This window comes from Acetivibrio sp., from assembly GCF_035371925.1.
Taxonomy (GTDB): Bacteria; Bacillota; Clostridia; order Acetivibrionales; family Acetivibrionaceae; genus Hungateiclostridium.
In genome coordinates this window covers 1-25992 of sequence record NZ_DAORXT010000005.1, presented here as the reverse complement: position 1 = coordinate 25992, position 25992 = coordinate 1, and the positions used below count along the sequence as shown (strand labels likewise).

The 25992-nt window shown below is 40.3% G+C and carries 22 protein-coding genes, 1 tRNA gene and 1 riboswitch; of the genes, 17 read left to right on the top strand and 6 right to left on the bottom strand.

The features are described from left to right. Nucleotides 1-219 precede the first annotated feature (219 nt). Together PLH43_RS01500 and PLH43_RS01495 are read left to right on the top strand one after the other, a co-directional pair. Complete coding sequence (locus PLH43_RS01500; RefSeq protein WP_324359355.1) at nucleotides 220-2646, top strand: ATP-binding protein; 2427 nt, start codon at nucleotides 220-222, stop codon at nucleotides 2644-2646. 201 nt (nucleotides 2647-2847) lie between these two features. Continuing rightward, nucleotides 2848-3636: a YdcF family protein gene (locus PLH43_RS01495; protein ID WP_324359353.1), complete on the top strand. Its 789-nt coding sequence runs from the start codon at nucleotides 2848-2850 to the stop codon at nucleotides 3634-3636. A gap of 63 nt (nucleotides 3637-3699) precedes the next feature. Here the strand turns inward: PLH43_RS01495 and PLH43_RS01490 are convergent. After that, nucleotides 3700-3776 (bottom strand) — tRNA-Pro (locus tag PLH43_RS01490). 62 nt (nucleotides 3777-3838) lie between these two features. Then, nucleotides 3839-4393 carry a rubrerythrin family protein gene (locus tag PLH43_RS01485; RefSeq protein WP_324359351.1) on the bottom strand — a complete coding sequence of 185 codons (555 nt, stop codon included), beginning with the start codon at nucleotides 4391-4393 and terminating at the stop codon, nucleotides 3839-3841. A gap of 208 nt (nucleotides 4394-4601) precedes the next feature. Between PLH43_RS01485 and PLH43_RS01480 the strand changes: the two genes are divergently transcribed. Continuing rightward, nucleotides 4602-4961, top strand: a complete 360-nt coding sequence (locus tag PLH43_RS01480) for a hypothetical protein (protein WP_324359349.1) — start codon at nucleotides 4602-4604, stop codon at nucleotides 4959-4961. Here the strand turns inward: PLH43_RS01480 and PLH43_RS01475 are convergent. Beyond that, nucleotides 4950-5342 carry a hypothetical protein gene (locus tag PLH43_RS01475; RefSeq protein WP_324359346.1) on the bottom strand — a complete coding sequence of 131 codons (393 nt, stop codon included), beginning with the start codon at nucleotides 5340-5342 and terminating at the stop codon, nucleotides 4950-4952. The genes PLH43_RS01480 and PLH43_RS01475 overlap by 12 nt on opposite strands. Before the next feature lie 274 nt (nucleotides 5343-5616). On the opposite strand from PLH43_RS01475, the gene PLH43_RS01470 reads away from it, so the two are divergent. The 8 genes from PLH43_RS01470 (at nucleotide 5617) to PLH43_RS01435 (ending at nucleotide 14130) form a co-directional block, all read left to right on the top strand. Then, a complete protein-coding gene (locus PLH43_RS01470) occupies nucleotides 5617-6309 on the top strand; it encodes a hypothetical protein (protein ID WP_324359344.1) in 693 nt (230 codons plus the stop codon). A gap of 31 nt (nucleotides 6310-6340) precedes the next feature. After that, entirely contained in the window at nucleotides 6341-7339 is a 999-nt protein-coding gene (locus PLH43_RS01465) for a GGGtGRT protein (protein WP_324359342.1), read from the top strand. Between the two features lie 313 nt (nucleotides 7340-7652). Beyond that, entirely contained in the window at nucleotides 7653-8477 is an 825-nt protein-coding gene (gene proB / locus PLH43_RS01460; RefSeq protein WP_324359340.1) for a glutamate 5-kinase, read from the top strand. 76 nt (nucleotides 8478-8553) lie between these two features. After that, on the top strand, nucleotides 8554-9705 hold the full coding sequence (locus PLH43_RS01455; protein WP_324359338.1) for a TolC family protein: 1152 nt from the start codon (nucleotides 8554-8556) through the stop codon (nucleotides 9703-9705). A gap of 14 nt (nucleotides 9706-9719) precedes the next feature. Beyond that, nucleotides 9720-10808 (top strand): TolC family protein, encoded by a 1089-nt coding sequence (locus tag PLH43_RS01450; protein ID WP_324359337.1) that lies wholly within the window; start codon nucleotides 9720-9722, stop codon nucleotides 10806-10808. Nucleotides 10809-10900: 92 nt separating this feature from the next. Continuing rightward, complete coding sequence (locus PLH43_RS01445) at nucleotides 10901-11641, top strand: ABC transporter ATP-binding protein (RefSeq protein WP_324359335.1); 741 nt, start codon at nucleotides 10901-10903, stop codon at nucleotides 11639-11641. Further along, nucleotides 11638-12903: an efflux RND transporter periplasmic adaptor subunit gene (locus PLH43_RS01440; protein ID WP_324359333.1), complete on the top strand. Its 1266-nt coding sequence runs from the start codon at nucleotides 11638-11640 to the stop codon at nucleotides 12901-12903. Before PLH43_RS01445 ends, PLH43_RS01440 begins: the two co-directional genes overlap by 4 nt. 18 nt (nucleotides 12904-12921) lie before the next feature. Next, on the top strand, nucleotides 12922-14130 hold the full coding sequence (locus PLH43_RS01435) for an ABC transporter permease (RefSeq protein ID WP_324359331.1): 1209 nt from the start codon (nucleotides 12922-12924) through the stop codon (nucleotides 14128-14130). Between the two features lie 100 nt (nucleotides 14131-14230). Here the strand turns inward: PLH43_RS01435 and PLH43_RS01430 are convergent, their stop codons facing one another. Beyond that, nucleotides 14231-16705 (bottom strand): PBP1A family penicillin-binding protein, encoded by a 2475-nt coding sequence (locus PLH43_RS01430; protein WP_324359329.1) that lies wholly within the window; start codon nucleotides 16703-16705, stop codon nucleotides 14231-14233. Between the two features lie 197 nt (nucleotides 16706-16902). Between PLH43_RS01430 and yunB the strand changes: the two genes are divergently transcribed. Then, complete coding sequence (gene yunB / locus PLH43_RS01425) at nucleotides 16903-17583, top strand: sporulation protein YunB (protein WP_324359327.1); 681 nt, start codon at nucleotides 16903-16905, stop codon at nucleotides 17581-17583. A 104-nt stretch (nucleotides 17584-17687) separates the two neighbouring features. Here the strand turns inward: yunB and PLH43_RS01420 are convergent, their stop codons facing one another. Together PLH43_RS01420 and PLH43_RS01415 are read right to left on the bottom strand one after the other, a co-directional pair. Beyond that, nucleotides 17688-18131, bottom strand: a complete 444-nt coding sequence (locus PLH43_RS01420) for a polymer-forming cytoskeletal protein (RefSeq protein WP_324359325.1) — start codon at nucleotides 18129-18131, stop codon at nucleotides 17688-17690. 70 nt (nucleotides 18132-18201) lie between these two features. After that, the gene (locus PLH43_RS01415; RefSeq protein WP_324359323.1) at nucleotides 18202-19131 is read right to left on the bottom strand and encodes a M23 family metallopeptidase; all 930 of its coding nucleotides are present in this window, start codon (nucleotides 19129-19131) and stop codon (nucleotides 18202-18204) included. 419 nt (nucleotides 19132-19550) lie between these two features. On the opposite strand from PLH43_RS01415, the gene PLH43_RS01410 reads away from it, so the two are divergent. From PLH43_RS01410 to rlmD, 5 genes are all read left to right on the top strand, one after another. Further along, on the top strand, nucleotides 19551-20720 hold the full coding sequence (locus PLH43_RS01410) for an SPFH domain-containing protein (RefSeq protein ID WP_324359321.1): 1170 nt from the start codon (nucleotides 19551-19553) through the stop codon (nucleotides 20718-20720). A 51-nt stretch (nucleotides 20721-20771) separates the two neighbouring features. Next, nucleotides 20772-20956: riboswitch (cobalamin riboswitch) on the top strand. 142 nt (nucleotides 20957-21098) lie between these two features. Beyond that, a complete protein-coding gene (locus tag PLH43_RS01405) occupies nucleotides 21099-22046 on the top strand; it encodes an ABC transporter substrate-binding protein (RefSeq protein ID WP_324359319.1) in 948 nt (315 codons plus the stop codon). 15 nt (nucleotides 22047-22061) lie between these two features. After that, complete coding sequence (locus tag PLH43_RS01400; protein WP_324359317.1) at nucleotides 22062-23108, top strand: iron chelate uptake ABC transporter family permease subunit; 1047 nt, start codon at nucleotides 22062-22064, stop codon at nucleotides 23106-23108. 1 nt (nucleotide 23109) lies between these two features. Further along, on the top strand, nucleotides 23110-23910 hold the full coding sequence (locus PLH43_RS01395; protein ID WP_324359316.1) for a heme ABC transporter ATP-binding protein: 801 nt from the start codon (nucleotides 23110-23112) through the stop codon (nucleotides 23908-23910). 313 nt (nucleotides 23911-24223) lie between these two features. Further along, nucleotides 24224-25579 (top strand): 23S rRNA (uracil(1939)-C(5))-methyltransferase RlmD, encoded by a 1356-nt coding sequence (gene rlmD, locus PLH43_RS01390; protein WP_324359314.1) that lies wholly within the window; start codon nucleotides 24224-24226, stop codon nucleotides 25577-25579. Nucleotides 25580-25992: the final 413 nt, after the last annotated feature.

The following is a 25992-nucleotide window of genomic DNA, read 5'->3' as shown; positions in this document are numbered from 1 at the left end:
AAATAAAAAGGATTTTATCATATCATAATAGAATATAATTCGTAAAGGATAATGTTGTGAAAATCACTTTTTGTTTGAATGAAATCAACATGAAAGTAACGACGGTATTTTGAAAAATACCAATCGTTTCGTAATTAAATTCCAAGAAGCACTACTTTAAAAATTAAAAAAAGTCTTGCCGTATGTGTTCAAAACAACTGGTTTAAAGGGGGAAAGTGTATGCCGCAAGTTGCTGGATTACCTGTCAGTATGTTAAGAAAGGAATGTGACCCGAATTCTTTCAAATTCAATGACACTTCGGAATTAGAATCCCTTGAAGGAATTATAGGTCAGGAACGTGCCGTGCGTGCCATGACGTTCGGACTTAAAATCAATACACGGGGCTACAATATTTTTATGAGTGGTATGACCGGAACCGGTAAAACTAGTTATGCTGTGAATTATATAAAGAAAATAGCGAAAAATTGTAAGACTCCGGACGACTGGTGTTATGTGTACAACTTTGAGAATCCCAACCAGCCTAAAGCGATAAATCTGCCTGCGGGACTCGGAAAAGTGTTTAAAAAGGATATGGAGGAGTTTATCAAGGTACTTCAGCTTGAAATTACCAAGGCTTTTGACAGCGAGGACTATGAAAGAGAAAAGGCCTCAATTGCAAATGAGTACCAGGAAAAAAAATCCGCCCTTATGGAAGCGTTGAATAAAGACGCTGAAAAACAGGGATTTAAAGTCAAAACGACCAACGCAGGAATATACTTTCTGCCGGTAATTGAAGGCAAGACAATAACCGAGGAAGAATATGGAGAATTGGATGAAAAAATCAAGCAGGAAATAACGGAAAGATCAAATATAGTTCAGCTTGAGACTTTAGAAATAATCAGAAAGATAAAAAATATAGAGAAGGAAGCGGAAGAAAGAGTTGCCGAATGGGAAAACAAAATTGCTTTATTTGCAGTGGGCATGCAGATAAATGACTTGAAAGAAAAGTACAAGGATTATAAAGAAGTGGTCAAATACTTAGAGCAGGTTCAGGAAGACATCCTTGAAAATCTTGATGACTTCAGAGAGGAAGAGTATAACGATGAGCATCAGCTCCTTGTACCTTGGCTTAAGGGCGCTGAAGGAACGCCCGTGGACAAATATAAAGTAAACTTACTTGTAGACAATTCCGCTCTTGAAGGTGCTCCCGTCATAGTGGACTTCAATCCTACATATCACAACCTTCTTGGGAAATTGGAATATGAAAACGAGTTTGGAACTATGACGACAGATTTTACAATGATAAAGGCCGGGTTGTTTCATCAGGCAAATGGAGGTTATCTGATACTCCAGGCAAAGGATGTGCTGAGCAACGTACAGTCCTGGGAGGCGCTGAAGAGAGCTTTAAAGACACGACAGATAGCCATTGAAAACATGAAGGAACAGATGGGTCTTGTTACAGTATCGACATTAAAGCCGGAGCCGATACCCTTGCAAACCAAGGTGATATTGGTGGGGAGCGAATATTTGCACCAGCTGCTTTATGAGCTTGACGAGGATTTTAAGAAACTTTTTAAAATAAAAGTGGATTTTGATGAGGAGATGGACAGAAACGAGGATAATACCTTGAAGCTGGCTCAGTTTATAAGCTCTTTTTGCACAAGAGAAAATGTACGGCATTTTGACAGGACCGGGGTGGCAAAGGTGGTCGAGTACAGTTCGCGATTGGTAAGCGATCAGAGCAAGCTCTCCACCAGATTTAACGACATTGTCGAGATACTTTGCGAATCTGCGGCATGGGCTGAGATTGAAGAAAGCAGTCTGGTTCGGGCTGAGCATGTAAATAAAGCAATAAAGGAGAAAATATACAGGTCAAACAAGTATGACAAGAAGCTTTTAGAGCTTTTAAAGGACGGTATCATAATTTTGGATACCGAAGGCGAGGCCATAGGTCAGATAAACGGACTTACCGTACTCGATATGGGAGACTATTCCTTTGGAAAGCCTGCGAGAATAACCGCAAACACCTTTATGGGAGAAAAAGGAATAGTAAACATCGAAAGAGAAGTTGAAATGAGCGGGACATCCCATACAAAGGGTGTTTTGATATTGAGCGGGTACATAGGTCAAAAGTATGCCCAGGATATACCGCTGTCCTTGACTGCAAGCTTGTGCTTTGAACAGCTGTATAGCGGGGTTGACGGTGACAGTGCGTCAAGCGCTGAGCTCTATGCGATTTTGTCAAGCTTGGCCGAGGTTCCCATAAAACAGAGTATTGCGGTGACGGGTTCGGTTAACCAGAAAGGGGAAATCCAGCCCATTGGCGGGGTTAACGAAAAAATAGAAGGATTTTTCGAACTTTGCAAAGCCCGGGGACTTAACGGCAAACATGGGGTGATTATTCCCTATCAGAATGTCAGAAATCTGGCTTTGAATGATGCGGTTATTGAAGCAGTTAAAGAAGGCAAATTTAATATATATGCCGTAAAAACCATAGATGAAGGAATTGAAATACTTACGGGAATGAAAGCAGGGGAAAAGAGAGAAGACGGAACTTATCCCGAGGGGACAATAAACTATTTGGTATATGAGAAGCTTAAAAAATATGCAAAGACAGTTGCCGGATTCGGCAAGGAAGATAAGGATGCAAAGAAAAATTCGGACTAAAATCCGAAAATAATCGACTGTATGCAATAAGGAATAACTTTTAAATATATTGAGAATATTGTCCATAAGCTTGATTTGGTTTTTTACCGGCAGTACACTTTTTTAAGGCTGCTTAAGATAGCTTATGGTCTTTTACTGTATGGGAAAATTAAAAGTTTTAGTGTATGATATAGATGTTGAAATGTACGAGGGGGAGAAAAAATGAAACTAAAGATTGTAAAATTTCTTGATGTTTTAATGCTCATTTTAGGTATTTTGGGAATACTGGATTTTTTGATGCTAATGGCTATCGGCACGGTAATTAATTTTGGAATTTTGTTTCCGTTTGTTGTGGGAATAGTTCTTACCTTTGTGGCGTCAGTGAGGCTTTTAGGCAAAGGGGATATACTACGCATCAAAAATACGGTTCTAAGGAGGCTGTTTTTTGGCGCCTTAATTGCTTTTTTTGGCTCCTTTGTATTGGTATTGGGCTTGATTTTTGCATCGTCTGACACCGACAAAAATGTGGAGGTTGATTATTTGGTTATTCTGGGGGCGGGATTAAAAGGCGACCGGATAACTCCCACTTTTCAGTACCGGTTGGACAAGGGTATAGAATATCTTAAGGCCAATCCCGATTTAAAGGTGGTCGTGACAGGCGGACAAGGTCCCGGCGAAGATTTAACCGAGGCGGAGGCAATGAAAAGATACTTGGCAAACCACGGAATTGACGAAGAAAGAATTATCATGGAAGACAGGGCAACCAGCACAAGCGAAAACATGAAATACACCGCAGAGGTATTAAAGCAGCTTACGGGAAGAAGCGATTACAGGATAATGATTGTCACCAACGACTTCCATATGTTCAGGTCAAAAATCCTTGCACGGCACAACGGCTTTACGCCCTACGGAATTACTGCGCCGACAAATCCCGTTGTACTTGTTAATTCATACATAAGAGAATATTTCGCCGTAGTAAAATCAATAATATTTGATATAATATTGGATTAAACAATAGGAAATAAAAAAAGAAGAAATAAGAATATGAAGAAATAAAAAAAGACATAAATATAATGGTCGGGGCGACATGATTCGAACATGCGACCCCTTCGTCCCGAACGAAGTGCGCTACCAAGCTGCGCTACGCCCCGATTCACCATTATATTTTAACACCAAATTGCTTGATATGCAATAGGGAATTTTGAATATTTTTTTAGAAAGTTTTATACATTTCTTTTTTAGTGCCACAAATGGGGCATGCATCAGGAGCATTGTCAAGGACTGTATGTCCGCAAACAGGGCAGACGTGTACTGAGCTAAGCTGTATATCCTTTCCTTCTTTTGCAGCATTTTGCGCTTGAGAGAATAAATCTGCGTGAATCTTTTCCGCTTCCAATGCAAAACGGAAACTGCGAAAAGCTCCTTTTTCATCCTGGAATTTTGCTGCTTCCAAATATACCGGATACATTTGCTCAACTTCATGAAGCTCGCCGTTTATAGCTCCCTGCAGGTTTTCTACCACAGTTCCCACTCCAAAAACAGCTCCGGCTGTTACCGTATAGTCACTTTTTTGGTCTTTCAATTCATTGAAGTGATTGCCTGCATGAACCTGTTCGGCATAAGCTATGGCTCTGAACAACTTGGCTATGTTGGGGAAACCGTCTTTTTCAGCGAGATTTCCCCAATGAAGATATCTCATGTGGGCCATGCTTTCACCGCCATATGCGGATCTTAGGAAATCAGCAGTCATTGCGTTTTTTACTGCCATAAGACGACACTCCTTTACTGTTTGATTTTGGTTGGAAATTTTAGTTCATTAATATTATTTATGCTTGACTAAAATATATACCTATACCAAATATTTTACACACAATTTTTGGCGATGTTAAGGCAAAAAGCAAAAAATAAATGCAAATAATATGATATAATATTATTGAATAAATAGGGGTTTTGATGCTTTTTTAGCGCAATGGGGGATGGACGATGTGGAAAATCTGTTTCTTTTACAAGTAATAAAGGCTTTTTTGATTACTGGAGTTTCAGTCGTGGTGCTTGGCTTTATAGGTCTTGTGTTCCTGTATCTTAGCGATGATGAAACGATTATGGAAAGCCAGAGCAAATACAGTACAACCATTGGAAATGCATTGCTTGTTATGCACTCCTTTTTTGAGCCGGGTAAAAAGCCTCAGACAGAGCAGGTTATATGGGTAAAAAGAAGGAGAACCCCTGTGGAAAGAGGGGTTCGGGGATTAACTGAACTCAACTATGATAAAATTCGCATAGGGGGATACTATAGCTTAAAAGGTAAAAGGTTTTTGAGAAAATCAGGAGTCTAATATCTCCTGGATTTTCAATATTTTTTCGATTAAAGTCCGGCTGCGGTTGTCAACTACCGGCTGCAATATATGTAGAGTATTAATAATATCTTTTTTACCGACTCTGTTGCTGGATTTTATGTCCTTCATCTCATGTTTGAGTCCTTTGTATACTTGGCTGTACATCCGTGTCTTATTCAGATTTTCATTAAGAAGTCTTTTTCTGTGGGTATTTGGTGAATACTGGGCAATTATGTCGAGCATTTGGCTGATTAGCCCCACTTGGTCAATATTGGCTATGGCATCTGCCCTTTCATTTGTTGCAGAGCTTTGCAATGTCCTGATTTTATTGGCGGCATTTATTCCGTTTGTTATGGCTTCAAGCTTTTCGTATTTGTTCATATCTTCTCCCCGTCTTTTAAGATTTCTAATTATATATTATGTTAAATTTACTCATCCGGTTACTTGTATAACAAAAAACTTACATAGTTAAAACCATATGTATTTTGATGTATTATTCGGCAGCTATTTAACGACATAATTCAATTTTTTATGAGATAGTACATTAAAATTATTGCAGCATTGTTTTTATGTGATATAATGTATGCAGTAATTTTTTATAGAATTGTCACAAATGAATTTATAGTAAGGTTAGAGTAAAGGGGGACAAAGATTAATGAACTATTCACACGAAGTTGAAAATATGATTTGTGTTAAAAAAGGACCGAATCATGGACCGGCTCCCATCCCGGAAGAAGGCAGATGGGTTAAGGCGAAGGAAATTAAAGATATCTCCGGACTGTCGCACGGTGTGGGCTGGTGTGCACCGCAGCAGGGATGCTGTAAACTTACATTGAACGTTAAAAACGGTATTATCGAAGAAGCCCTGGTTGAGACTTTGGGATGCTCGGGAATGACCCACTCAGCTGCTATGGCTGCTGAAATATTGGGCGGAAAGACCATTCTTGAGGCTTTAAATACCGACCTTGTTTGTGACGCTATCAACGTTGCAATGAGGGAAATATTCAAGCAGCTTGTATATGGAAGAACTCAGACTGCATTTTCCGAAAACGGACTGCCTATAGGAGCAAGCCTTGAAGACCTTGGAAAAGGATTACGTTCCCAGGTGGGTACAATGTTCGGAACAAAGGACAAAGGTGTAAGATATCTTGAAATGGCCGAAGGATATATTTTAAATATCGGTCTTGACGAAAATGATGAAGTTATCGGATATAAGTTTGTCCATCTCGGAAAGATGATGGAAGCTATAAGAAACGGTGTGGATCCGAAAGAAGCCTATGAGAAAAACATAGGAACATACGGCAGATTTAGTGAAGCTGTTAAAGTAATTGATCCGAGAAAAGAGTAATTGAATCAATAGAAAAGAGAGGTGATTTTAAGTGATTAGATTTGAAGGTTATGAAAGAAGAATAGATCAAATAAACAAATGCATGGCAGAGTATGGATTTAACAGTCTTGAAGAGGTTAGGGAATTGTGCCTTGGCAAGGGCATTGATGTTGAAAAGATAGTAAAAGGCGTTCAGCCAATAGCTTTTGAAAATGCTGTATGGGCATATACATTGGGATGCGCAGTGGCATTGAAGAAAGGTACCAAGACTGCTGCTGAAGCTGCAGAAGCAATAGGAATAGGATTGCAGGCTTTCTGTATTCCGGGTTCTGTTGCTGACAGCAGAAAGGTTGGCTTGGGTCACGGAAACCTTGGAGCAATGCTTTTAAGAGAAGAAACAAAATGCTTCTGCTTCCTTGCAGGACACGAATCCTTTGCAGCAGCTGAAGGTGCCATTGGTATAGCAAGGACAGCCAACAAAGTTAGAAAAGAACCTTTGAAGGTTATATTGAACGGTCTCGGTAAAGATGCCGCTTACATAATTTCAAGAATCAACGGATTTACATATGTACAGACTGAATACGATTACAGCACCGGTGAGCTCAAGGTTGTACAGGAAAAGGCCTTCTCAAACGGTGAAAAGGCAAAGGTTAAAGTTTACGGCGCTGATGACGTAAACGAAGGTGTTGCTATAATGATAAGAGAGAGTGTTGACGTTTCCATTACAGGTAACTCAACAAATCCTACAAGATTCCAGCACCTTGTTGCAGGTACATATAAGAAATGGGCTTATGAAAACGGCAAGAAGTACTTCTCAGTTGCATCCGGAGGAGGTACTGGAAGAACACTGCATCCTGACAATATGGCTGCAGGTCCTGCTTCATACGGATTGACCGACTCAATGGGAAGAATGCACGGTGATGCACAATTTGCAGGTTCATCCTCTGTTCCTGCCCATGTTGAAATGATGGGACTTATCGGAATGGGTAACAATCCGATGGTTGGTGCTACTGTTGCAGTTGCAGTTGCTATTGAGGAAGCCAGCAAATAATTAACCTATATTAATAATTTTGCACTTAAGAAATTTATATACAAAAGTAAAAAAGCTGCCTTGTGCAAGGTGGCTTTTTTATCTTTTTCTATTGCGATTTGTATTTCGTTATTCTTAATTGTACCTATACACTTGTAGTTGTATAAAGGATTAAATTAATTTGTGATTTGTTAGCTTTATGTTTTGAATTTTTACACTATTAGTCGTATAATGGTATTGTTAATTTTATATGTTATTCTGAAAAAACAGAAAAACATTTATTATGAAAACATTATTATGTGACAATGAGATAAGAAAGATAAGGGGAAGTTTTATGGAAAATTCGAATTTGAGAGAGAATTTAGCTGATTCAAAAAGAATAGTAATAAAGGTAGGTACTTCAACTCTTACATATGAAAATGGTGAAATGAATCTTGCAAGGATGGAAAAGCTGGTAAGAGTTATATCAGACCTTATGAACCAAGGAAAAGATGTGGTATTGGTTACATCGGGAGCAATAGGTGTAGGTGTGAGCAAGCTGAAATTAAGCTCAAGGCCTAAAGAGTTAAAGGATAAGCAGGCCGTTGCTGCTGTGGGGCAGTGCGAGCTTATGTATATGTACAGTAAGTTGTTTTTGGAATATGGGCATACAGTGGGGCAGATTCTTTTGACCCGTGACGTGGTTGAAAACCCTACAGGCAAAACCAACGTAATAAACACTTTTGAGACTTTGCTTGAAATGGGAATAATCCCTGTAGTAAACGAAAACGACTCGGTGGCTGTTGATGAAATAGAGTCCGAAGCAAACAACGTATTTGGGGATAACGACACATTGTCGGCAATTGTTGCAACACTGGTTAATGCGGATTTATTGATAATTTTGTCCGATATTGACGGTTTTTATGACTGCGATCCGAGAGAGAATGAATGTTCGAAACTTATTTCTGTGGTTGAGGAAATAACACCTGATGTCGAAAAATGTGCAGGAGGTGTGGGAAGCTCAAGAGGTACCGGAGGTATGATTACCAAGCTTTCGGCTGCAAAGATTGCCACTTCTGCAGGTATAAACATGGTTTTGGCAAATGGAGATGACCCGCATATAGTTTATTCTATTTTGGCAGGAAAGGATGTAGGTTCACTTTTCTTAGGCAAAAAGTGAGATTTTAAATAGATAAAGTTTGCATTTTTTAGGGGAGGGGTAATATACTTTTAAAATTAGGAAAGGAGGGCGCAGTTTGAAAAAAATCATATCCGCAATAATTATTGTTTCCATGCTGATTGTTTCGCAAGTATATGCAGCCAATGACAGCCGGTTGTCTTATGATGCTGCAAACGAAGCCATGCTAGAAAACAGCCGGGCCGTGTTGAAGCAGAAGTTGACGGAAAGAAAGGCCTTTTATCAGTACAGCGGTATAGTACAGCGTACCAGGGGAATTGAGACGGAGATGTCAATTATCGATACTCCCATGGGAAAATATTATTATATTTATCCCCCAAACATCCAGGTGCTTCTGACCAAACAGGCACAGCTTCTGCCCCTTCAGATGAGATATTATTGGAAGATGGCTGACAACAGCAGACTTGTTACCGAAAAAGCTCTTTCTTTGGGGCTCAGGGATTTGTATCTTGGATTTTTGAAAGCAGACATGGATTATCAATTGAGCCTGAAAAAATTGAAGCTCCAAGAAAAGAAATACAATGCTGCAAAACTCAAAGCTGAAAGCGGGCTGATTTCGGGGATTGAGTTTGAAGAGGCAGAGTATGATTACCTGAAAGCAGAAAAGGATGTTGAAAAATGCAAAAGAAACCGGGAGAACATGCAAAGAAGCATTAACTCCTTTATTGGTGTGCCCATTGATACAGCCTATGATAAAGTATTATACTCCGAGCTTACAAGGAATCTGACATTAAATCCGGTGGAGTACTATATTGAGGCGGCTTTGGAGAACAGGCTTGAGATAGCCAACATAACCGAGCAGATTAAGATTAAGGAGCAGCACTTGGAAATTCTTGGAAAAAGCAGGGCGAAGGAGATATATCCTGACATACGAAAAGAGCATGAAGATACCTCTCTGGAAATGGAAAGCTTGCAGGTTCAGCTTGACAAAGCCAAATATGAGGTTGAAAATAACATCAAATCCGCGTACATAGATGTAATTAAGGAACGGGACAATATGGATAGTCTTTTGGCAACATTGAATATGCAGAAAAGAAGTTATGAAAAGCTTAAAGCCCAGTATGAGCAGGGGTTAATATCTGAAACGGTACTTTTGGAAATGGAGCTGGCAATAGAAGAATTGCAAAACGGATTTAATCTTACGGTTTACAACTATAATACGAAAAAAATGAAGCTTGAAGAGGCAGCGGGCCTAGGCCCGGCATACTAGAAAGGGTGGTGCATATGAAGAAGAGGGTTTTGGCTTTGGTTTTGACCGCACCTTTGCTTTTTGCCATTACGACAGTTCTGGCAGTTGGAGAAAACCTCATTTTTAATATTGAAGGTTTTCAAAAATACGCTGTTGAGAACAGCAAGCAGGTTACTCTTGATGACTTGGAAATTAAGACCAAGGAGAGTGCTCTTTTGGATGCGAAGGAAGATGCGGAGTTTTTATACCCTGCAAGCACCAAAAGCGAAAGGTACAATAATGACATCAAAAAGGATGTTACTCCCCTTGAAGCAGAGGCAAATCTTGAGTATGCCAAAAGAGCAAAACAGAAGAATATTGACAACTTGAAGCTGGATGTCTATAAAGCAGCTTTAAACAGGCTTCTTATTGAAAAAGAATTGGATATGCAAAAGGCAAAGCTGGACATCCTGAATGAAAAATATTCAATGGCGGAAGTGCGATACCGTGAGGGAAAGATAACCGAAAATGACCTTAATGATATAAAGTATTCTTTGGATACTAAAAAAATCGATGTGCAGAAAGTTGAAAAAAGCTTGAAGACAGCCGAAATGGAGCTTAAAAGATTATTAAGCCTTGAACTTGACGATAAGGATTTAAAGATTGATGAAAAATTGACATTGGCAAAGTGGAAGAGCATAAAGCTTGAAAAAGTTATTAATGATGCCATTGAGAAAAACATAGATATATATAAAAAGTCTGAGAACCTCAAGGTAAAAGAGAAGATAATGGAGATTACGGAAAAGTATTATACCGACAGCAATTCAATATATAATGAAAACAAAACAAACCTCGAGCTTGCAAGAATAGAACTGGAAGATGCAAAGATAAACTTGGAAGTGGAAATTAGAAATAAGTACAATAACTTGCTTTCGGCAAAGGACAATGTGGAACTTGCTTCAAAGTGGGAGGATATACAGAAAAAGAAGCTTCAGAATTTGGAGCTGAAACTTGAAAATGGACTTGTGAGCAGGCAAGAACTTTTAAGTCAACAGGAAAAATATTTGGATGCGCAGTATCAGACGTTTGCCGCAATTTACGATTTTAATGTTTTAATGGCCGAATTTGAAGCATTGTGCAATTAAAAATTATAATACATAAGCACCCAAAAAGGGTGTTTATCTATATGGAATAGGTTTGGTATAAATTACTATTGTAAAAAGGCTGTGATATTGAAATGATTATCGAAATTAAGAATGTCGATAAGATATACAAAAACGGAAAGATTGAAGTCAAAGCACTAAAAAAAGTCAACCTGTGTGTAGAACAGGGAGAATTTCTATCTATTATGGGGCCATCCGGCTCAGGTAAGTCAACTCTTATGAATATTTTAGGCTGCCTTGACAGGGCAACATCGGGCAAATACATACTTGACGGAATGGATATATCCGGTCTTAACGAAGTTGAGCTTGCCAAAATCAGGAACTTAAAGATTGGATTCGTATTCCAGTCATTTAATCTTCTACCAAGAATGACGGCTCTTCGAAATGTTGAGCTTCCGATGATATATGCCAAAGTAAATGCAAAGGAAAGAAGGAAAAGGGCGGAAGCGGCTCTTGAAAGAGTGGGGCTAAAGGACAGGATGAATCACAAGCCCAATGAAATGTCGGGAGGTCAAAAGCAGAGGGTTGCCATAGCAAGGGCGCTGGTGAATGACCCTGCAATTATTCTCGCCGACGAACCTACGGGAAACCTTGACAGCTATTCGGGGGAAGAAATCATGGATTTGTTTCAGGAGCTAAACAGAGATGGAGTTACAATAATTCTAGTTACCCATGAACCCGATATTGCACAGCATACAAAGCGGATTGTGACCTTTAGGGACGGATACCTAAGAAGCGATGTGGCAGTACAACGACCTCTTGATGCAAAAGAGGTTATGAGAAGATTACGTATTGAAATGGAGGCGGCAACATGAAAAAAGTTGTGAGTATATTAATTGTAATAGCAGTTCTTGGAGGACTGGTAGGATTGACCTACCTTGTGAGCGGCAATATGGAGCAGGTGTTTAGCAGCAGTACCGTCTACAGCGTAAAAACTGTTGAAATAGGTAAGGGAGACGTATCCTCGTCGATTTCGGCATCGGGAAAAATTGAGGAAGCCGAGTCCTATGACATTTATGTAGACAGCTCTGCAAAGGTTAAAAAGCTCTTGGTTGAGAAGTATCAAAAGGTGTCAAAGGGACAGCAGTTGATGGAGCTTGATACTGAAAGCATGGAAACGGAGCTGGAAAAGCTCAAAATAAACAAGAAAGTTCAAGAGCTTTCCCAAATCGCTCCGACGGTTGATGCCGAAATAAAAAGGGCCGAATCGGCAGTAAAAAGTGCCGAGCAAACCTTAAGCGATTGTGAAAAGAAACTGGAAGACAGCAAAAAGCTTTTTGAAGCCCAGGCAATATCAAAAAGTGAGCTGGATATGGCCCAAAACGCTGTAAGGGATGCAAAGACCGCACTGGAGAACGCAAAGGTTGCTTACGATGCTGCTATACAAAGCAGGGATGTGGACAAAAAGGTAAAGGAAGAGAACCTTAATGCTACAAGAATTGGTATTAGCGACCTGGAGAAAAAAATTCAAAAAACAAAGGAAGCAATGATTTGTCCTTTTGACGGGGTTATTACCGAGATAAACATTAAGGAAGGGGCTTACACAAATAGTGCTCAGCCGGCTTTTAAGATAGTCAACCTTGACAAGCTGAAAGTAAAGGCCATGGTAAGTGAGTATAACATAAAGGATGTAAAAGCGGGACAGAAAGTCAGAATCACCGGAGATGCCATTAGTGAGGATATTGAAATTTTTGGAGTGGTGGAAAGCATTTCACCGGTTGCAAAATCAAGCATGACATCTGTGGGAGAGGATGTTGTGATTGAAGTGGACATATCAATTGACAATACGAATGCAAATCTAAAACCCGGACTTAGTGTAGACTGTGAAATATTGACCAATGAAAAGAAGGATATAGTTGTGGTACCGATGGGGGTCTTGAAAACCGATAAAGACGGAAACGAGTATGTATTACTGGTAGACAAAGAAAAGGGTGTACTGGTGCAGAGAAATGTAAAGCTTGGCATTATCTCCGATATGACTGCCGAGGTTTTGGAAGGACTTAATGAAGGTGATATCGTTGTAGATGATCCGCAATCATTCCATAAGGATGGATCTAAAGTAAAGATAATAGAATAGTTGAAAAGAGGTGCGAAAATGAGCTTTGTTGAAAGTGTCAGACAGGCGCTTGACAGCCTTAAGGCAAACAAGCTGAGGTCCATTCTTACCATGCTGGGAATCATCATGGGTGTATTTTCAATTATTACAATAATGGCAATTGGAAATGCCACAGAAGAATATATTAACAGTCAATTTGAAAAAATCGGCGCTAATGTGCTTACCATAGGCTACAAAAATATGAACGTAGACAGCGATGAGAGGCTGTATCTTGAAGATATTGAGACAGTAAAAAAAGCTGCACGGGAAATAAAAAATGTCACAACCTATATTCAGCGTTCGGGGTCATTCAGAATGGATACGAAGACAAGAAGTGCTTTAGTATACGGAACTACAGCCCAGTATAAGGACATTACTCCTATGGAAATGGCTGCAGGCAGGTTTTTTACCGATTTTGACGTATCTTCAAGGCTGAAGGTTGTAGTTGTTGATGAATACTTTGCAAAAAGGTATTTCAACAAAGTGGATATTGTGGGCGAAGTAGTACAATTTAAAGCGCCTTCCGGAAACTACAAGCTAAAGGTAATTGGAGTTACAAAGTCTACCAATGATGCTATGGCAAGCATAATGGACAATGAAGATTTTCCTACGAAAGTATATATGCCTATTACCACGGTTCAGCAAATGTATTACAACAACAAAACCCTAGACAGCATATTGGTTACATTGGACAAAGAAGTGGATTACAAGGAAGTGGGGAACAGAATAGTAAGAGCTCTGGAGATAAGCAAGGGCAAAAAGGACATATATATGACATACAGCACGCAAGACTCCCAAAAGATTCTCTCTAGCATAATTGGAGTTGTGTCAACGGTGCTTTTGGTTATTGCGGTTATTACCCTCGTAGTCGGAGGCATAGGAATTATAAACATACTACTTGTTTCCGTAACCGAGAGAATAAGGGAAATAGGCATACGAAAGGCATTGGGGGCCCAGAAGAGGGACATAATATTTCAGTTTATTACAGAATCAATCATTATGACAGGAATAAGCGGCAGCATAGGGATTTTTCTTGGAGTTATGGGAGGTAATATAATTTCTCAGGTTATTAACATTCCGCCGGTGGTTGATGTTCCGGTAATTATTGGGGCTTTTTTAGGGTCGGTGGTATTGGGACTTGTATTTGGCGTATACCCTGCAAAGAAAGCGGCAGATTTGGACCCTATAGAGTCTCTGAGATACGAATAAAAAAAGGGTGTAAAAAAGCTCTGGAGAGTTTAATTCCAGAGCTAATTTTATGCTTAAATTTGTCTCATAAATTCTTTTCTTAATTTCTTATTCTTAATTCTTATCTGTCATCCCTTCTGAATACACGAGGAATTGCCTGCTCAATATCATTAAGAAAATCAGGCCACAGGGTTCGGTCATAAGGCAATTCATCCGGATCATACCGGTTATCATCGTTAGTGTCGTCCGGACTCGGTACCTGTTCCGGTCCGTGTACGTTACAGTATTTTCCTTCGGGGAGCTCATATTTTATGTCAGCTGGTGCTTTTTCTCCCGGCTTGGTCGGTACATAAGGTACCGGACGCTTTATAAATATCCTCTCTTCCAAAGATTCGTGAGGACAGTATTCGCCGGCAAGCAGAGGATTGCCATCGGCATCGGTGCTGTCCTTGCATACTTCTGCTTTGACATGCACGTCACATAAATCATCATCCGAAGGCTCGGTGCCTGTGATGAACAATTCAGTCCTTACAGCAGAACCTCTTGGGTCGCTGGCACATAAATCCGTTGCAGTTTTGCCGGAGTAGATGCATATTTTTTTCCTGACAATGCCTTCAGGTTCGGTAAACTGTATCGGTTCCAATTTTTCGTGTACTTTCTCCATAACATCATGCCAAATTTGCTGCGCTCTGTTTGATTCGGCGCTTGAAATGCTGACATTGTGGTCATACCCGTACCAGACGGCTCCAATATAGTAGGGTGAGAAGCCAACGAACCATTTATCGTAGTTGTCGCTGGTGGTACCGGTCTTACCTGCCGTAGGCATTTTTCCCTTCTGCAGCTGACCGAGTCCAACGGCAGTTCCGCCGGATTCGCTTACGACACTTCTCATCAAGTCAACCATAACATATGCAGCAGCCTCATCATAGACAATGGTGCTTTTCGGCTTTTTCTCCAGGAGGACTCTTCCTTTCATGTCCAGAACCTTTGTATAGGTTATGGGCTCGTAGTATATTCCTTTGCTGACAAAAGGTACATATGCCGCTGCCATTTGAAGCGGGTTTACACCTTGATAAAGTCCGCCCATTGCCAGCGACAGATATCTTTCGTTGTCCCTGTTTATATTGACCCGGTCAAGATATTTCAATGACAAATCAGGACCTAAAATATCCTGCCATACTTTGGCGGCCACTACGTTTACAGACCTTTTTATGGCGCTGCGGATGGTGGTAAGTCCTGCATATGAATAATCATAATTGGTAGGGTATGCACTTTTGTCTGCTCCCAGCATGTAAACAGGAACATCGTCCACAACTGTGGCGGCAGTTATTCTTCTCTCATTAATGGCAGGTCCGTAAATGGCAATAGGCTTGAAGGTCGAACCCGGCTGCCTTTTTACTTGGGGATCCGATGCCCTGTTGAGAGGTGCACCTATTTTCTCTCCGGAGCCTCCATAAAGAGCTCTGACATAGCCATTGGGATCTATTATTACCATGGCTGCCTGAGGGGTCTGACTTGTCTTTTTGTTTACTTTTGTGAAATACTTTTCATCGGTAAATACCTCATCCATTGCCTTTTGAATATCCGGGTCCATTGCGGTATATATTTGAAGTCCACCGTTATAGATCATTCTTATGGCCACTTCTTCCGAATAGCCCAGTGCCATAAGATCTTTTTTTACATCCTTTACAACCTGGTCTATAAAGTATGGCTGATTGCTGACATGCTCCGATGTGCGCTTGTTTGAGTCTGCAAATTTCAGTTCTTCATTTATTGCTTTGTTGTATTCGGCCTCGGTTATATACCCTTGTTCCAGCATTTGTTTTAATATAACTCTTTGACGTTCTATGTTGTTTTCTTTACCTTTTTCGGTAAAGGGGTCGTATTTGCCGGGCCAATTGGTAATTCCGGCAAGGGAAGCACATTCGGCAAGGGTAAGTTCACTTACGTCCTTGTTGAAATAAGTCTGTGCTGCAGCCTGGACTCCATAGCAGTTCTGTCCCATATATATGAGATTCAGATAAATTTCCAGTATCTGGTCCTTGCTAAGGTTACGCTCTAGAGTAAGCGCAAGCCTCCACTCCTGAACCTTTCGCTTTACGGATCTCTCTTCGTTGCCGGTAAGGTTTTTTATTACCTGCTGGGTAATGGTACTGCCACCGTAAGATGATGCACCGGGCTTGAAGAAGTTTATTACCGCTCCCGTTATTCTTTTTACATCTATACCGGGATGTTTGTAAAAACGTTTGTCTTCGATTGCAACAAAAGCATCCTTCAAGTCCTGCGGTATGTCTTTAAAGTCCACCATCTCTCTGTTTTTGTCTCCTTGCAACGCCATAATTTCATTGCCGTTACAATCATAGACACGAGTGGTAAAACCTGTCAGTGCAAGCTGGTCTGCAGTGAGGTCTTCCGCTGTTTTGACATAAGCCAAGGTCATGCCTGACAATATGCCTCCCACGATGATCGAAAAGGCAATGGCAAAGAAGATAAAGACCCTGAAAATCGATAATACTATCTTGAATGGTTTATTGGTCCGCTTCTTTTTTGAGCTCTTTTGTGTTCTCGTTGAAGCAGTTCCTGTCCTCGAGTTCATAAAAGTACCTCTCCTTTTTTAATAAAAGCCAATATTGTTTGTTTGTCCAATTAATTCTTTAATAAAATTCTAGTCTAAACTTATTACATTATAACATAAAAATCTGCATTGATAAAAAATTCTTTGTAATTTATTTCATGAGGAACACTCACAGGGGAAAAGCCTAAGACATAGAATAAGTAAAGGAGGGTTTTTTTATGAGAAGAAAGACCAAGCTTTACCGAAGACTATGGTATCTGAAAAGGAACAGGGAAAGGCTTCGCAGATATATAGTAATTGCAATAATTGTCATTGTTCTTGTACTCATTATTGCTTTTGCTGAGGGCAGAATAAGACGAAGCATTTTGGAAATATCGGAGTACAGAACAAAGTCCATAATAAACAATGCAGTAAGCAGGGCTGTAAACGAAAACTTTTATGACGATATTAACTACGATGAAATTGTAATAATTAACAGGGATCAGGACGACAGAATCAATTCCATACAAACAGATATTGTAAAGCTCAATAGAATATATGCCGGTTTATCCCTGGATATTCAAGAAAGGCTTTTGGAGCTTAAGGATGAGAGGATATCAATTCCATTAGGTGCGGTGTTTGGTGACTCCTTGCTTGCCACCGGCGGCCCAAAGATTAATGTCAAGGTAATTCCTGCGGGGAGCGTGGAAACGGACTTTAAATCGGAATTTATAAGTGCCGGAATCAACCAGACAAGGCACAGGATATACCTTGAGGTGAAAACCTCCGTGGGAATTGCAGTGCCGTTTACGGCTAAAAAGACGGAGATAACGACAAGAATACCTGTGGCAGAAACGGTAATTATCGGTGATGTTCCGGAGTTCTACATAGACAGGGGTAGAAGCGGTGACAGTACATAAATCTTTAAAATATAAAACTTGGTTTGCAAAGTAAAGTCAGATGAAGACGTGACTTTCATCTGACTTCTATTTCTTTGACAAACTTATTTTCACAAATTGAGCTTCTATTGCCCTGAAGTTTGGGATTTATCACTATCTTTATCTTTGGTGCTTTTGCTCTTTTTTGAGGCACCGTTATCTACGCCTTGGGCATTTGAAGCGGACACCATCTTGCAGTTTCCTTCAAATATGCTGCCTTCATCCGATATGAGGCTTTGAACCAGTATGTCTCCATAGAGCTGCGCAGTTGACAGAACTCTTAGCACGCCCTTGGCTTCGATATTTCCGTCCACTCTGCCGGACATATAGACATTGTTTGCGAATATGTTTCCGTTGACATTGGCATCTTTGCCTATATAGACATCGCCTTTTACCTTAACGTCTCCTTTAATCTTTCCGTCAATTCTTATGGTGCCTTCCGTCTCGATATTGCCTTCCAATGTGGAATTTACTCCTATAAGTGTATCAAAAACATCCGGGCTTGAAGAACTATCCTTTTTATTAAACATGATTAACCTCCCTTTACAAACTGTTGTTTAATGCCCATTGTCTACTATAAAAGACCGGCCGGTAAAGCCTCTAATTATTATCCAGGTATTGCAGCGGGTCGATAGGAACATCATTTAGCCGTACTTCAAAGTGCAAATGGGGACCCGTACTTCTTCCGGTGCTTCCGACTGTGGCTATTTTATCACCCTTTTGAACGGTCTGTCCTTCTTTTACAAGAAGCGTTTGGCAGTGTCCGTAAAGTGTGCTCAAACCGTTACCGTGACTGATAATGACACATTTGCCGTAATTGCCGTACCAGTCCGAAAGAGTAACCTTTCCGGTGGCGGATGCCCTTATTACGGTACCGTAGTCTGCCGCGATGTCAATACCTTCATGCTTCTTTTGGGAAAAATTGAAGGGATCCGAACGGGAACCGAAATTGGAACTTATACTTCCTGAAGCCGGCCACAAAGTAGGAACAGAGTCTATGTATGCCTTGAGCTTGGATTGAGTTTCGCTTAAATCGCTTAAAATATCGGTATCATCGCCGTTAATTTCTTCGAGCTTGTCTAAAATGCCTTTAAGCTTGTTTATATCGTTTATAAAAGCACGATCATCCCTAAGACCGGATCTTGATGCTGTAATGCTTTCCATATTGCCGTCGATATATTTTGCAGTCATATCTCTGTAGAGAGTTGTAAAGCTTTTGATTAATTCGTCCTGTTCATTAATTTTTTTGATATAGGATTGGATAACTTCTTCTCTTTCGGTAATCAAGTTCATTTGTTGATTATTGACAGCAATGACCTTTTTTCTGTCATCATTCAATGCGCGATTTTCATATGTCAAATATGTAATCCAAATTCCCGAGCATATAAACATAGTTAGTAAAATAGTCCCTAAGGCCATTAACTTGTATTTTACAGAAGAGATTTTAAATACCTTTATCTCATCTGTGTTGTGAGGAATAACAACAATTGATAAATATTTGTTTTCCTTTTTGTGGTTTGCTCTTTTCATAACAACCGCCTTTTATTTTTAGTTTTTATATTTAACACAACATTGATTATTATATCACTGTAAAAAAATAAAATCAAAACCGGTTTAAATAAATATAACTGTATTTTTTTATTCGATATAAAAAATCTATAAATGCATATTTTTCTATATTATATACAAAATTATATACAAAAATTCGTATTATTATAAGGGGGCGATAAATGTGCCCTGTCTCTAAAAAGAGATAATTGCTAAAAAAAAGCCTAGATATCCTTATATCTGTAGACGAAAATAATTATTTACAAATAAAAGATTTGAATTGTAAAAAGTATATGGTAAAATAGAATGTGACTGAATTAATTGCTTTTTTTATTCGGAGAGATTTACAAACGCAGAAGGGACAGGCGTAAATTAAAACTTGTTAAAAAGGGGTGTTTGAAATGGGTTTGATAAATTTTATCAAGGGACAATTCATTGAAGTAATCGAATGGACGGATTCTAGTGCAGATACTATAGTTTATCGCTTTCCTGTAGCAAACAAAGAAATAAAAATGGGAGCCCAGCTTACTGTCAGGGAGTCTCAGGTGGCTATATTCATAAACGAAGGTCAATTGGCAGACGTTTTTGAACCCGGCAGATACGAACTGACAACAGAAAACATGCCGATTCTAACAAAGCTGAAATCTTGGAAGTACGGATTTAATTCACCTTTTAAGGCAGAGGTGTATTTTATAAATACCAGACTGTTTACCGAACAGACTTGGGGTACCCAGTCACCCCTTCCGATGTTGGACCCCATGTTTGGACCGATAGAAGTCGGAGCGAGGGGAACATTTTCTTTCAGAGTATCCGATCCGGTAAAGTTCTTAAAGGATGTATCGGGAACAAGGGGTACTATGGCAACTCAGGACCTTACAAAGACTTTGAGGTCATACATTATGACGTATCTTAAAGATACGGTGGCAGAGTCGAAAAAGTCCTTCTTCGAGATGCAGAGCAACATGCCTGAGTTTGCGGAAATGGTTACGCTGAATGCAAAGGGCAAGTTTAATGCTTTAGGGCTTGAGCTTACCGAGCTTACAATTGAATCGCTGATTCTTCCTGAAGAGCTCAGAAAGGCATACCAGGAAGGTGCTCAGATAAATCTGATGGGCGGTATGGATACTTACGCTAAGAAAAGAACTCTCGATGCAATGAACACAGCTGCAGGAAACCAGGGAGGAGGTTCCTTTGCCGGCATGGGCGCAGGAATGGGCGCCGGAGCTGCAATAGGCAATATGATGGGACAGATGTTTACCGGTGGAGGCTTTCAACAACCGCCGCAGTATTACCAGCCTCAACCCCAGGCACAGCCTCAGCAGAATGTAGTGTGTCCGGCATGTAGAGCCAACGCGCCTTTGGGGACAAAGTTCTGCCCCAACTGCGGCAAGCCTCTTGTAGAAGAGAAGGACAGATGCATTAAATGCAACTTTGAAATTGCAAAAGGTGCCAAGTTCTGTCCGCAATGCGGAGAAAAGCAGGAGCAGGAGGAAAAGGCTTGCGGCAATTGCGGTACAAAGCTTTCACCGGGAACAAAATTCTGCTCTCAATGCGGATCAAAGGCAGAGTAATAGAATTGGGATATTGACCTTAAAACATATTTATGATAAATTTTAGACAATTCAATATAGTAGTTTACAGGTTCGAGCATTTGTAATGCAGATTAAAAGGGAAGCAGGTGTGATTCCTGCACGGTCCCGCCGCTGTGAGGGGGAGACTCTTCAGATTATTGCCACTGGGAAACTGGGAAGGCATGAAGAGTTGACGAACCCAAGTCAGAAGACCTGCCTGTAAATAACACCGTGAACTCTACGAGCGATAGGGGGTGTATTGATTTGCATGATTGCAAATGGATTTATGCCTCTTAAACTGTAAATAGCTTAAGAGGCTTAATTTTTTGTGCTTGTAACTTTTTAATGTGATTTTATTTTAAAGGAGAGTAACAGGATATGAAGAGCAAAAGAAGTCTGTTTTTAAAAAGAAAAATACTTGCGGTTTTAATGGCTATAGTTTTGGTTTTTGCATTTTCGTCATGCAGTGAAAGTGACAATGGCAATGATATTAACAATAATACAAGCGGATACAGCATAACATTGAAGGATTCCTATCAAAGGGAAGTGACCTTGGACAAGGAGCCCGAGAGGGTAGTATCGGTTGCTCCCAACATAACCGAGATAATTTTTGCCTTGGGCAAGCAGGACAAGCTCGTGGGACGCACGGATTTTTGCGATTATCCTGAGGAAGTTCAGAATATTGAATCTATAGGAAACATTGACCAGCCAAATGTTGAAAAAATAGTTGAACTTCAGCCCGATATTGTTATAACTTCCACCATATTTACGAAGGAGATGGTGCAAAAGCTTGAGGAAGCCGGTGTCAAAGTGGCTATATTTCATGCAGAGAAAAACTTTGAAGGGGTTTTCGATATAATTGAGAAGATTGGTCTTTTGCTGAATGCCAAAGACAAGGCAGATAGTGTTGTTGCGGAAATGAAGGGAAAAATAGAGCTTGTGGAAAGCAAGGTCAACGGCCTTGAAAAGCCTAGCGTTTATTATGTTATGGGATTTGGTGAATTTGGGGATTATACTGCAGGAAGGGATACATTCATTTCCCGTATGATTGAGATGGCAGGGGGCAAAAATGCAGCAGATGATGTGGAAGGCTGGAAATACAACATAGAGAGCCTTCTTGAAAAGGACCCTGACATACTTATATGCTCAAAGTTCTATGATTCAAAGGCAGGAATTCAAAACGCCGATGGGTACAAGGAACTTTCTGCGGTTAAAGGCGGAAAGCTCTTTGAGATAGACAACAACATACTGGACAGGCAAGGCCCAAGGCTTGCCGACGGGCTTTTGGAACTGGCTCAAATAATTCATCCTGAAGCTTTTCAATGAAATGGAGAAATATAAATGGCGTTTGGTGATAAAAAATATAGATACAGATTTGCCTTGATTTTCGGAGGATTGCTTTTACTGTTCTTGATACTGGCTTCTGCGACGGTTGGAGCAGCCAATATATCAATACTTGACGCCCTGCGTATTTTGACCCGCAGGATACCCTTTGTGGGAAGGCTTGCATCAGGTGGCGAGATAAGCAGAACCCATGAACTTATAATACTTAATATAAGACTTCCCAGGGTAATTGCTGCCGCAGCTATAGGGGCAGGTCTTTCGGCGGCAGGGGCGACATACCAGGGAATGTTTTCAAATCCCATGGCAGACCCTTATGTTTTGGGAGTATCGGCGGGAGCGGCTCTGGGAGCTTCGCTTGCTATTGTAATGGGAGCAGATAAAATTGTCGGAGGGTTTGGTGTTATTACGGCAGCGGCCTTTGTTTTTGCGCTTCTTACGGTTCTTATCGTATTTAACATAGCAAAAACGGGAGCCAAGCTTTCCAATACTCATCTTCTGCTTGCCGGTGTGGCGGTTAGCTTTTTTGCATCCTCCATTATGTCGGTTTTAATGGTTTTAAACCGTGATAAATTGTCGAATATTGCATATTGGATGATGGGAAGTATTGCCTTTACTTCGTGGAAGCAAGTTTTGATACTTGTGCCTTTGGTAGTTTTAGGTATAATTGCCGTTTGTGTTTTTGCCAGGGAGCTTAACATAATTGCAGCAGGAGAGGATGAGGCGAGGAGTCTTGGCGTTGAGGTGGAAAAGGTAAAAAAACTGCTGCTTGTAATTTGTTCGGTTGTTGTTGCGGCCTGTGTGGCAGTAAGCGGTGTTATTGGCTTTGTAGGGTTAATCATTCCCCATACCATAAGGCTGATATCCGGCTCGGACAACAGGGTGGTTCTTCCCTTTTCCGCAATAGGAGGAGGAATATTTTTGATACTGTGTGATACAATATCCAGGATTCCCACATCCGAGATTCCGGTAGGAGTGCTGACATCGATGTTTGGAGCACCGTATTTTATTTCGATTTTGATAAGGAACAAGAAGAAGGTGGTTTGATTTGGGGCAGGGCAAGGCATATTCAATTGAGGTTAAGAATATAGAAATATCCTTTGGAGATTTTAATGTGCTAAAGGGCATATCCCTAAAGATGGAGAAAGGCCGGTTTTATGGGATTTTAGGCCCTAACGGGTCGGGTAAAACCACGCTTTTGAGGAGCATGGCAAAAGCCCTTCGGCCCCAAAAGGGTGCAATATTTGTTGATGGCGAGGATATCAGCAGAATGAAGGCGAGGGAGCTTTCAAAAAAAATTGCATGCCTCTATCAAAGCACCGGTGTTTCCTGTGATTATCCGGTTATGGATGTTGTGCTTATGGGAAGATACCCTTATGTAAAGAGGTTTCAGACCGAAAGCGCGAAAGACAGGGAAATTGCCAAGAAGGCCATGATTGCTTCGAATGTATGGCACCTTAAGGACAGGAGAATCAATGAAATAAGCGGAGGGGAAAGACAGAGGGTTTTTATTGCCCGGGCATTAGTACAAGAGACCGATATAGTACTTTTGGATGAGCCTATTTCTCACCTTGATATTCAGCACCAGATAGAGATTTTAGAGCTTGCAGGGAAAATGGCTCAAGAGGGAAAGACAATTATTGCGGTTTTGCATGATTTAAATCTTGCCTCCATGTATTGCGACCATTTGATAATGCTCAAGGATGGGACAATTGTTGCCCAAGGAGAGCCGCAAAAGGTTCTTACGGAGGAGATTGTAAAGAAGGTATATGGCGTAAAGCCTTTCATAATTGATGGGGTGAGCGGCGACAGACCCTATATACTGCCGTTAAAGAATCAAAAAGTATGATGAAAATTTTAACAATAGTATGTTTAAATTATAGAAATATGTGTAATAATTAACAATAAGGAAAACTGATTCAAATTCTTGTCCCTCAATAGGGCAATTTTTTTTTGTCAAAATTCGTAAGGGGGTTAATTTGTTTTTTGTTCGGTTATTTAACTCATCGATAAAGTTGTGTATAATAAACGTTGGATTAAAAGAAAACAGCAAATGTTTACTCGGCGTTGAAAAGTAGTGTTTTGAAATGCAATAAGAGAATGTTCCTTGTAGATATATGCTAAAGTTTGCAAAGAAGTGTGTATGAAAGGCGGTATAAGCTTTGGTAAAGAAAAATGAGGTTTATACTATTGACATTACCGGAATGACCCACGAGGGGCAGGGTGTCGGAAGAATAGATAATTTTACGGTTTTTGTGGACGGACCGATTGAGGGAGAAAAGGTTGAAATAAAGATTATAAAGGTTAAAACGAGTTATGCTATTGGCAAGCTTCTTAAGGTTTTGGAGCCTTCAGCTGCTAGAACTGAGCCTTTTTGCCCTTCATATAAAAGATGCGGTGGTTGCAGCCTTCAGCATATGAATTATGAGGCTGGACTTAAGTTTAAGACGGACATTGTACGTGAGAATATCAGAAGAATCGGCGGACTGGAAGGTGTTGTAGTACATGATGCTATTGGGATGGAACAGCCGTTAAACTATAGAAACAAAGCCCAATACCCGGTGGGAAGATATAAGGATGGGGTTAGGGCAGGATTTTACGCAAAAAAGACCCACGAGATTATTGACTGTTCCACCTGCGGTATTCAGCATTCTGTAAGCGACAGGGTAAGGGATATTGCTAGGGAATTTATAGAGGAAAATGGTATTAGCACATATGATGAAATTACGGGTGAGGGATTAGTTCGGCATATTATGACCCGTGTCGGTTTTAAGACTGGTGAGGTAATGGTGGTTTTGGTTATCAACGGAAGGAGCATACCGGGACAGAAGAAGCTTTCGGAGAAGCTGGTAAAAGAGATTCCGGAGATAAAAAGTATTGTCTTAAATGTTAATACAAAAAAGACTAATGTTATATTGGGTGATGAAAATATAGTTGTCTACGGAAGGGAAACTATTACTGATTATATTGGTGATTTTAAGTTCAACATATCACCTTTGTCTTTTTTTCAGGTAAATCCCATTCAAACCGAAGTGCTTTACAACAAGGCGTTGGAGTATGCTCAGCTTACGGGGAAAGAAACCGTTTTTGATTTGTATTGCGGTATAGGCACTATTTCGTTGTTTTTGTCACAGAAGGCGAAAAAGGTTTATGGCGTGGAGGTTGTAGAAGCGGCAATTAATGATGCAAAGGAAAATGCTAAGGCGAACAGAGTGGAAAATGCGGAGTTTATAGTCGGAGAGGCGGAGAAGGTTATACCTGAGATGTATGCCAGGGGTGTGCGCGCCGATGTTGTGGTGGTTGACCCTCCGAGAAAGGGATGCGATGAGGCAGTATTAAGGACTTTGGTGGATATGAAGCCCGAGAGGATTGTTTATGTGTCCTGTAATCCGGCAACACTGGCGAGGGATTTGAAGTATTTGGCGGAAGGCGGGTTTGAGGTTCGGGAGGTTCAGCCGGTGGACATGTTCCCGTGGACTTATCATGTGGAGACGGTATGTCTGATGTCTAGAAAATAAAGCTCGGAAAGCATTGAAAATACTGGGTTTTATAAAATGAAGCAAATCTGTCCACTCAACCTAAGCCCTCGATATGTGTATGTGGGAACATATCGAGGGTGTTTTTTTGTGGTAAAAATGAGTCTTAAATTAGGTAGGGTTGAGTTGACAGAATAGATAAATAAGCAGGGTTGTGGAGATAGGATGGATGTAACATTCTATACACCTGACAATATAGGATAGGATATAGGATAGGATATAGGATAGGATTTAGAAGGATTTGGAATAAGAATTATTGAATACAAATCAAAAATCATGCGAACATAAAGAAAATGTTTGCAATATGATGATGCTAATGATATCATGTAATTATACATACATAGAGCATTCCTGTAATGAAACAAAATGATCTTTGAAAAAGAAGATGCCAGGCT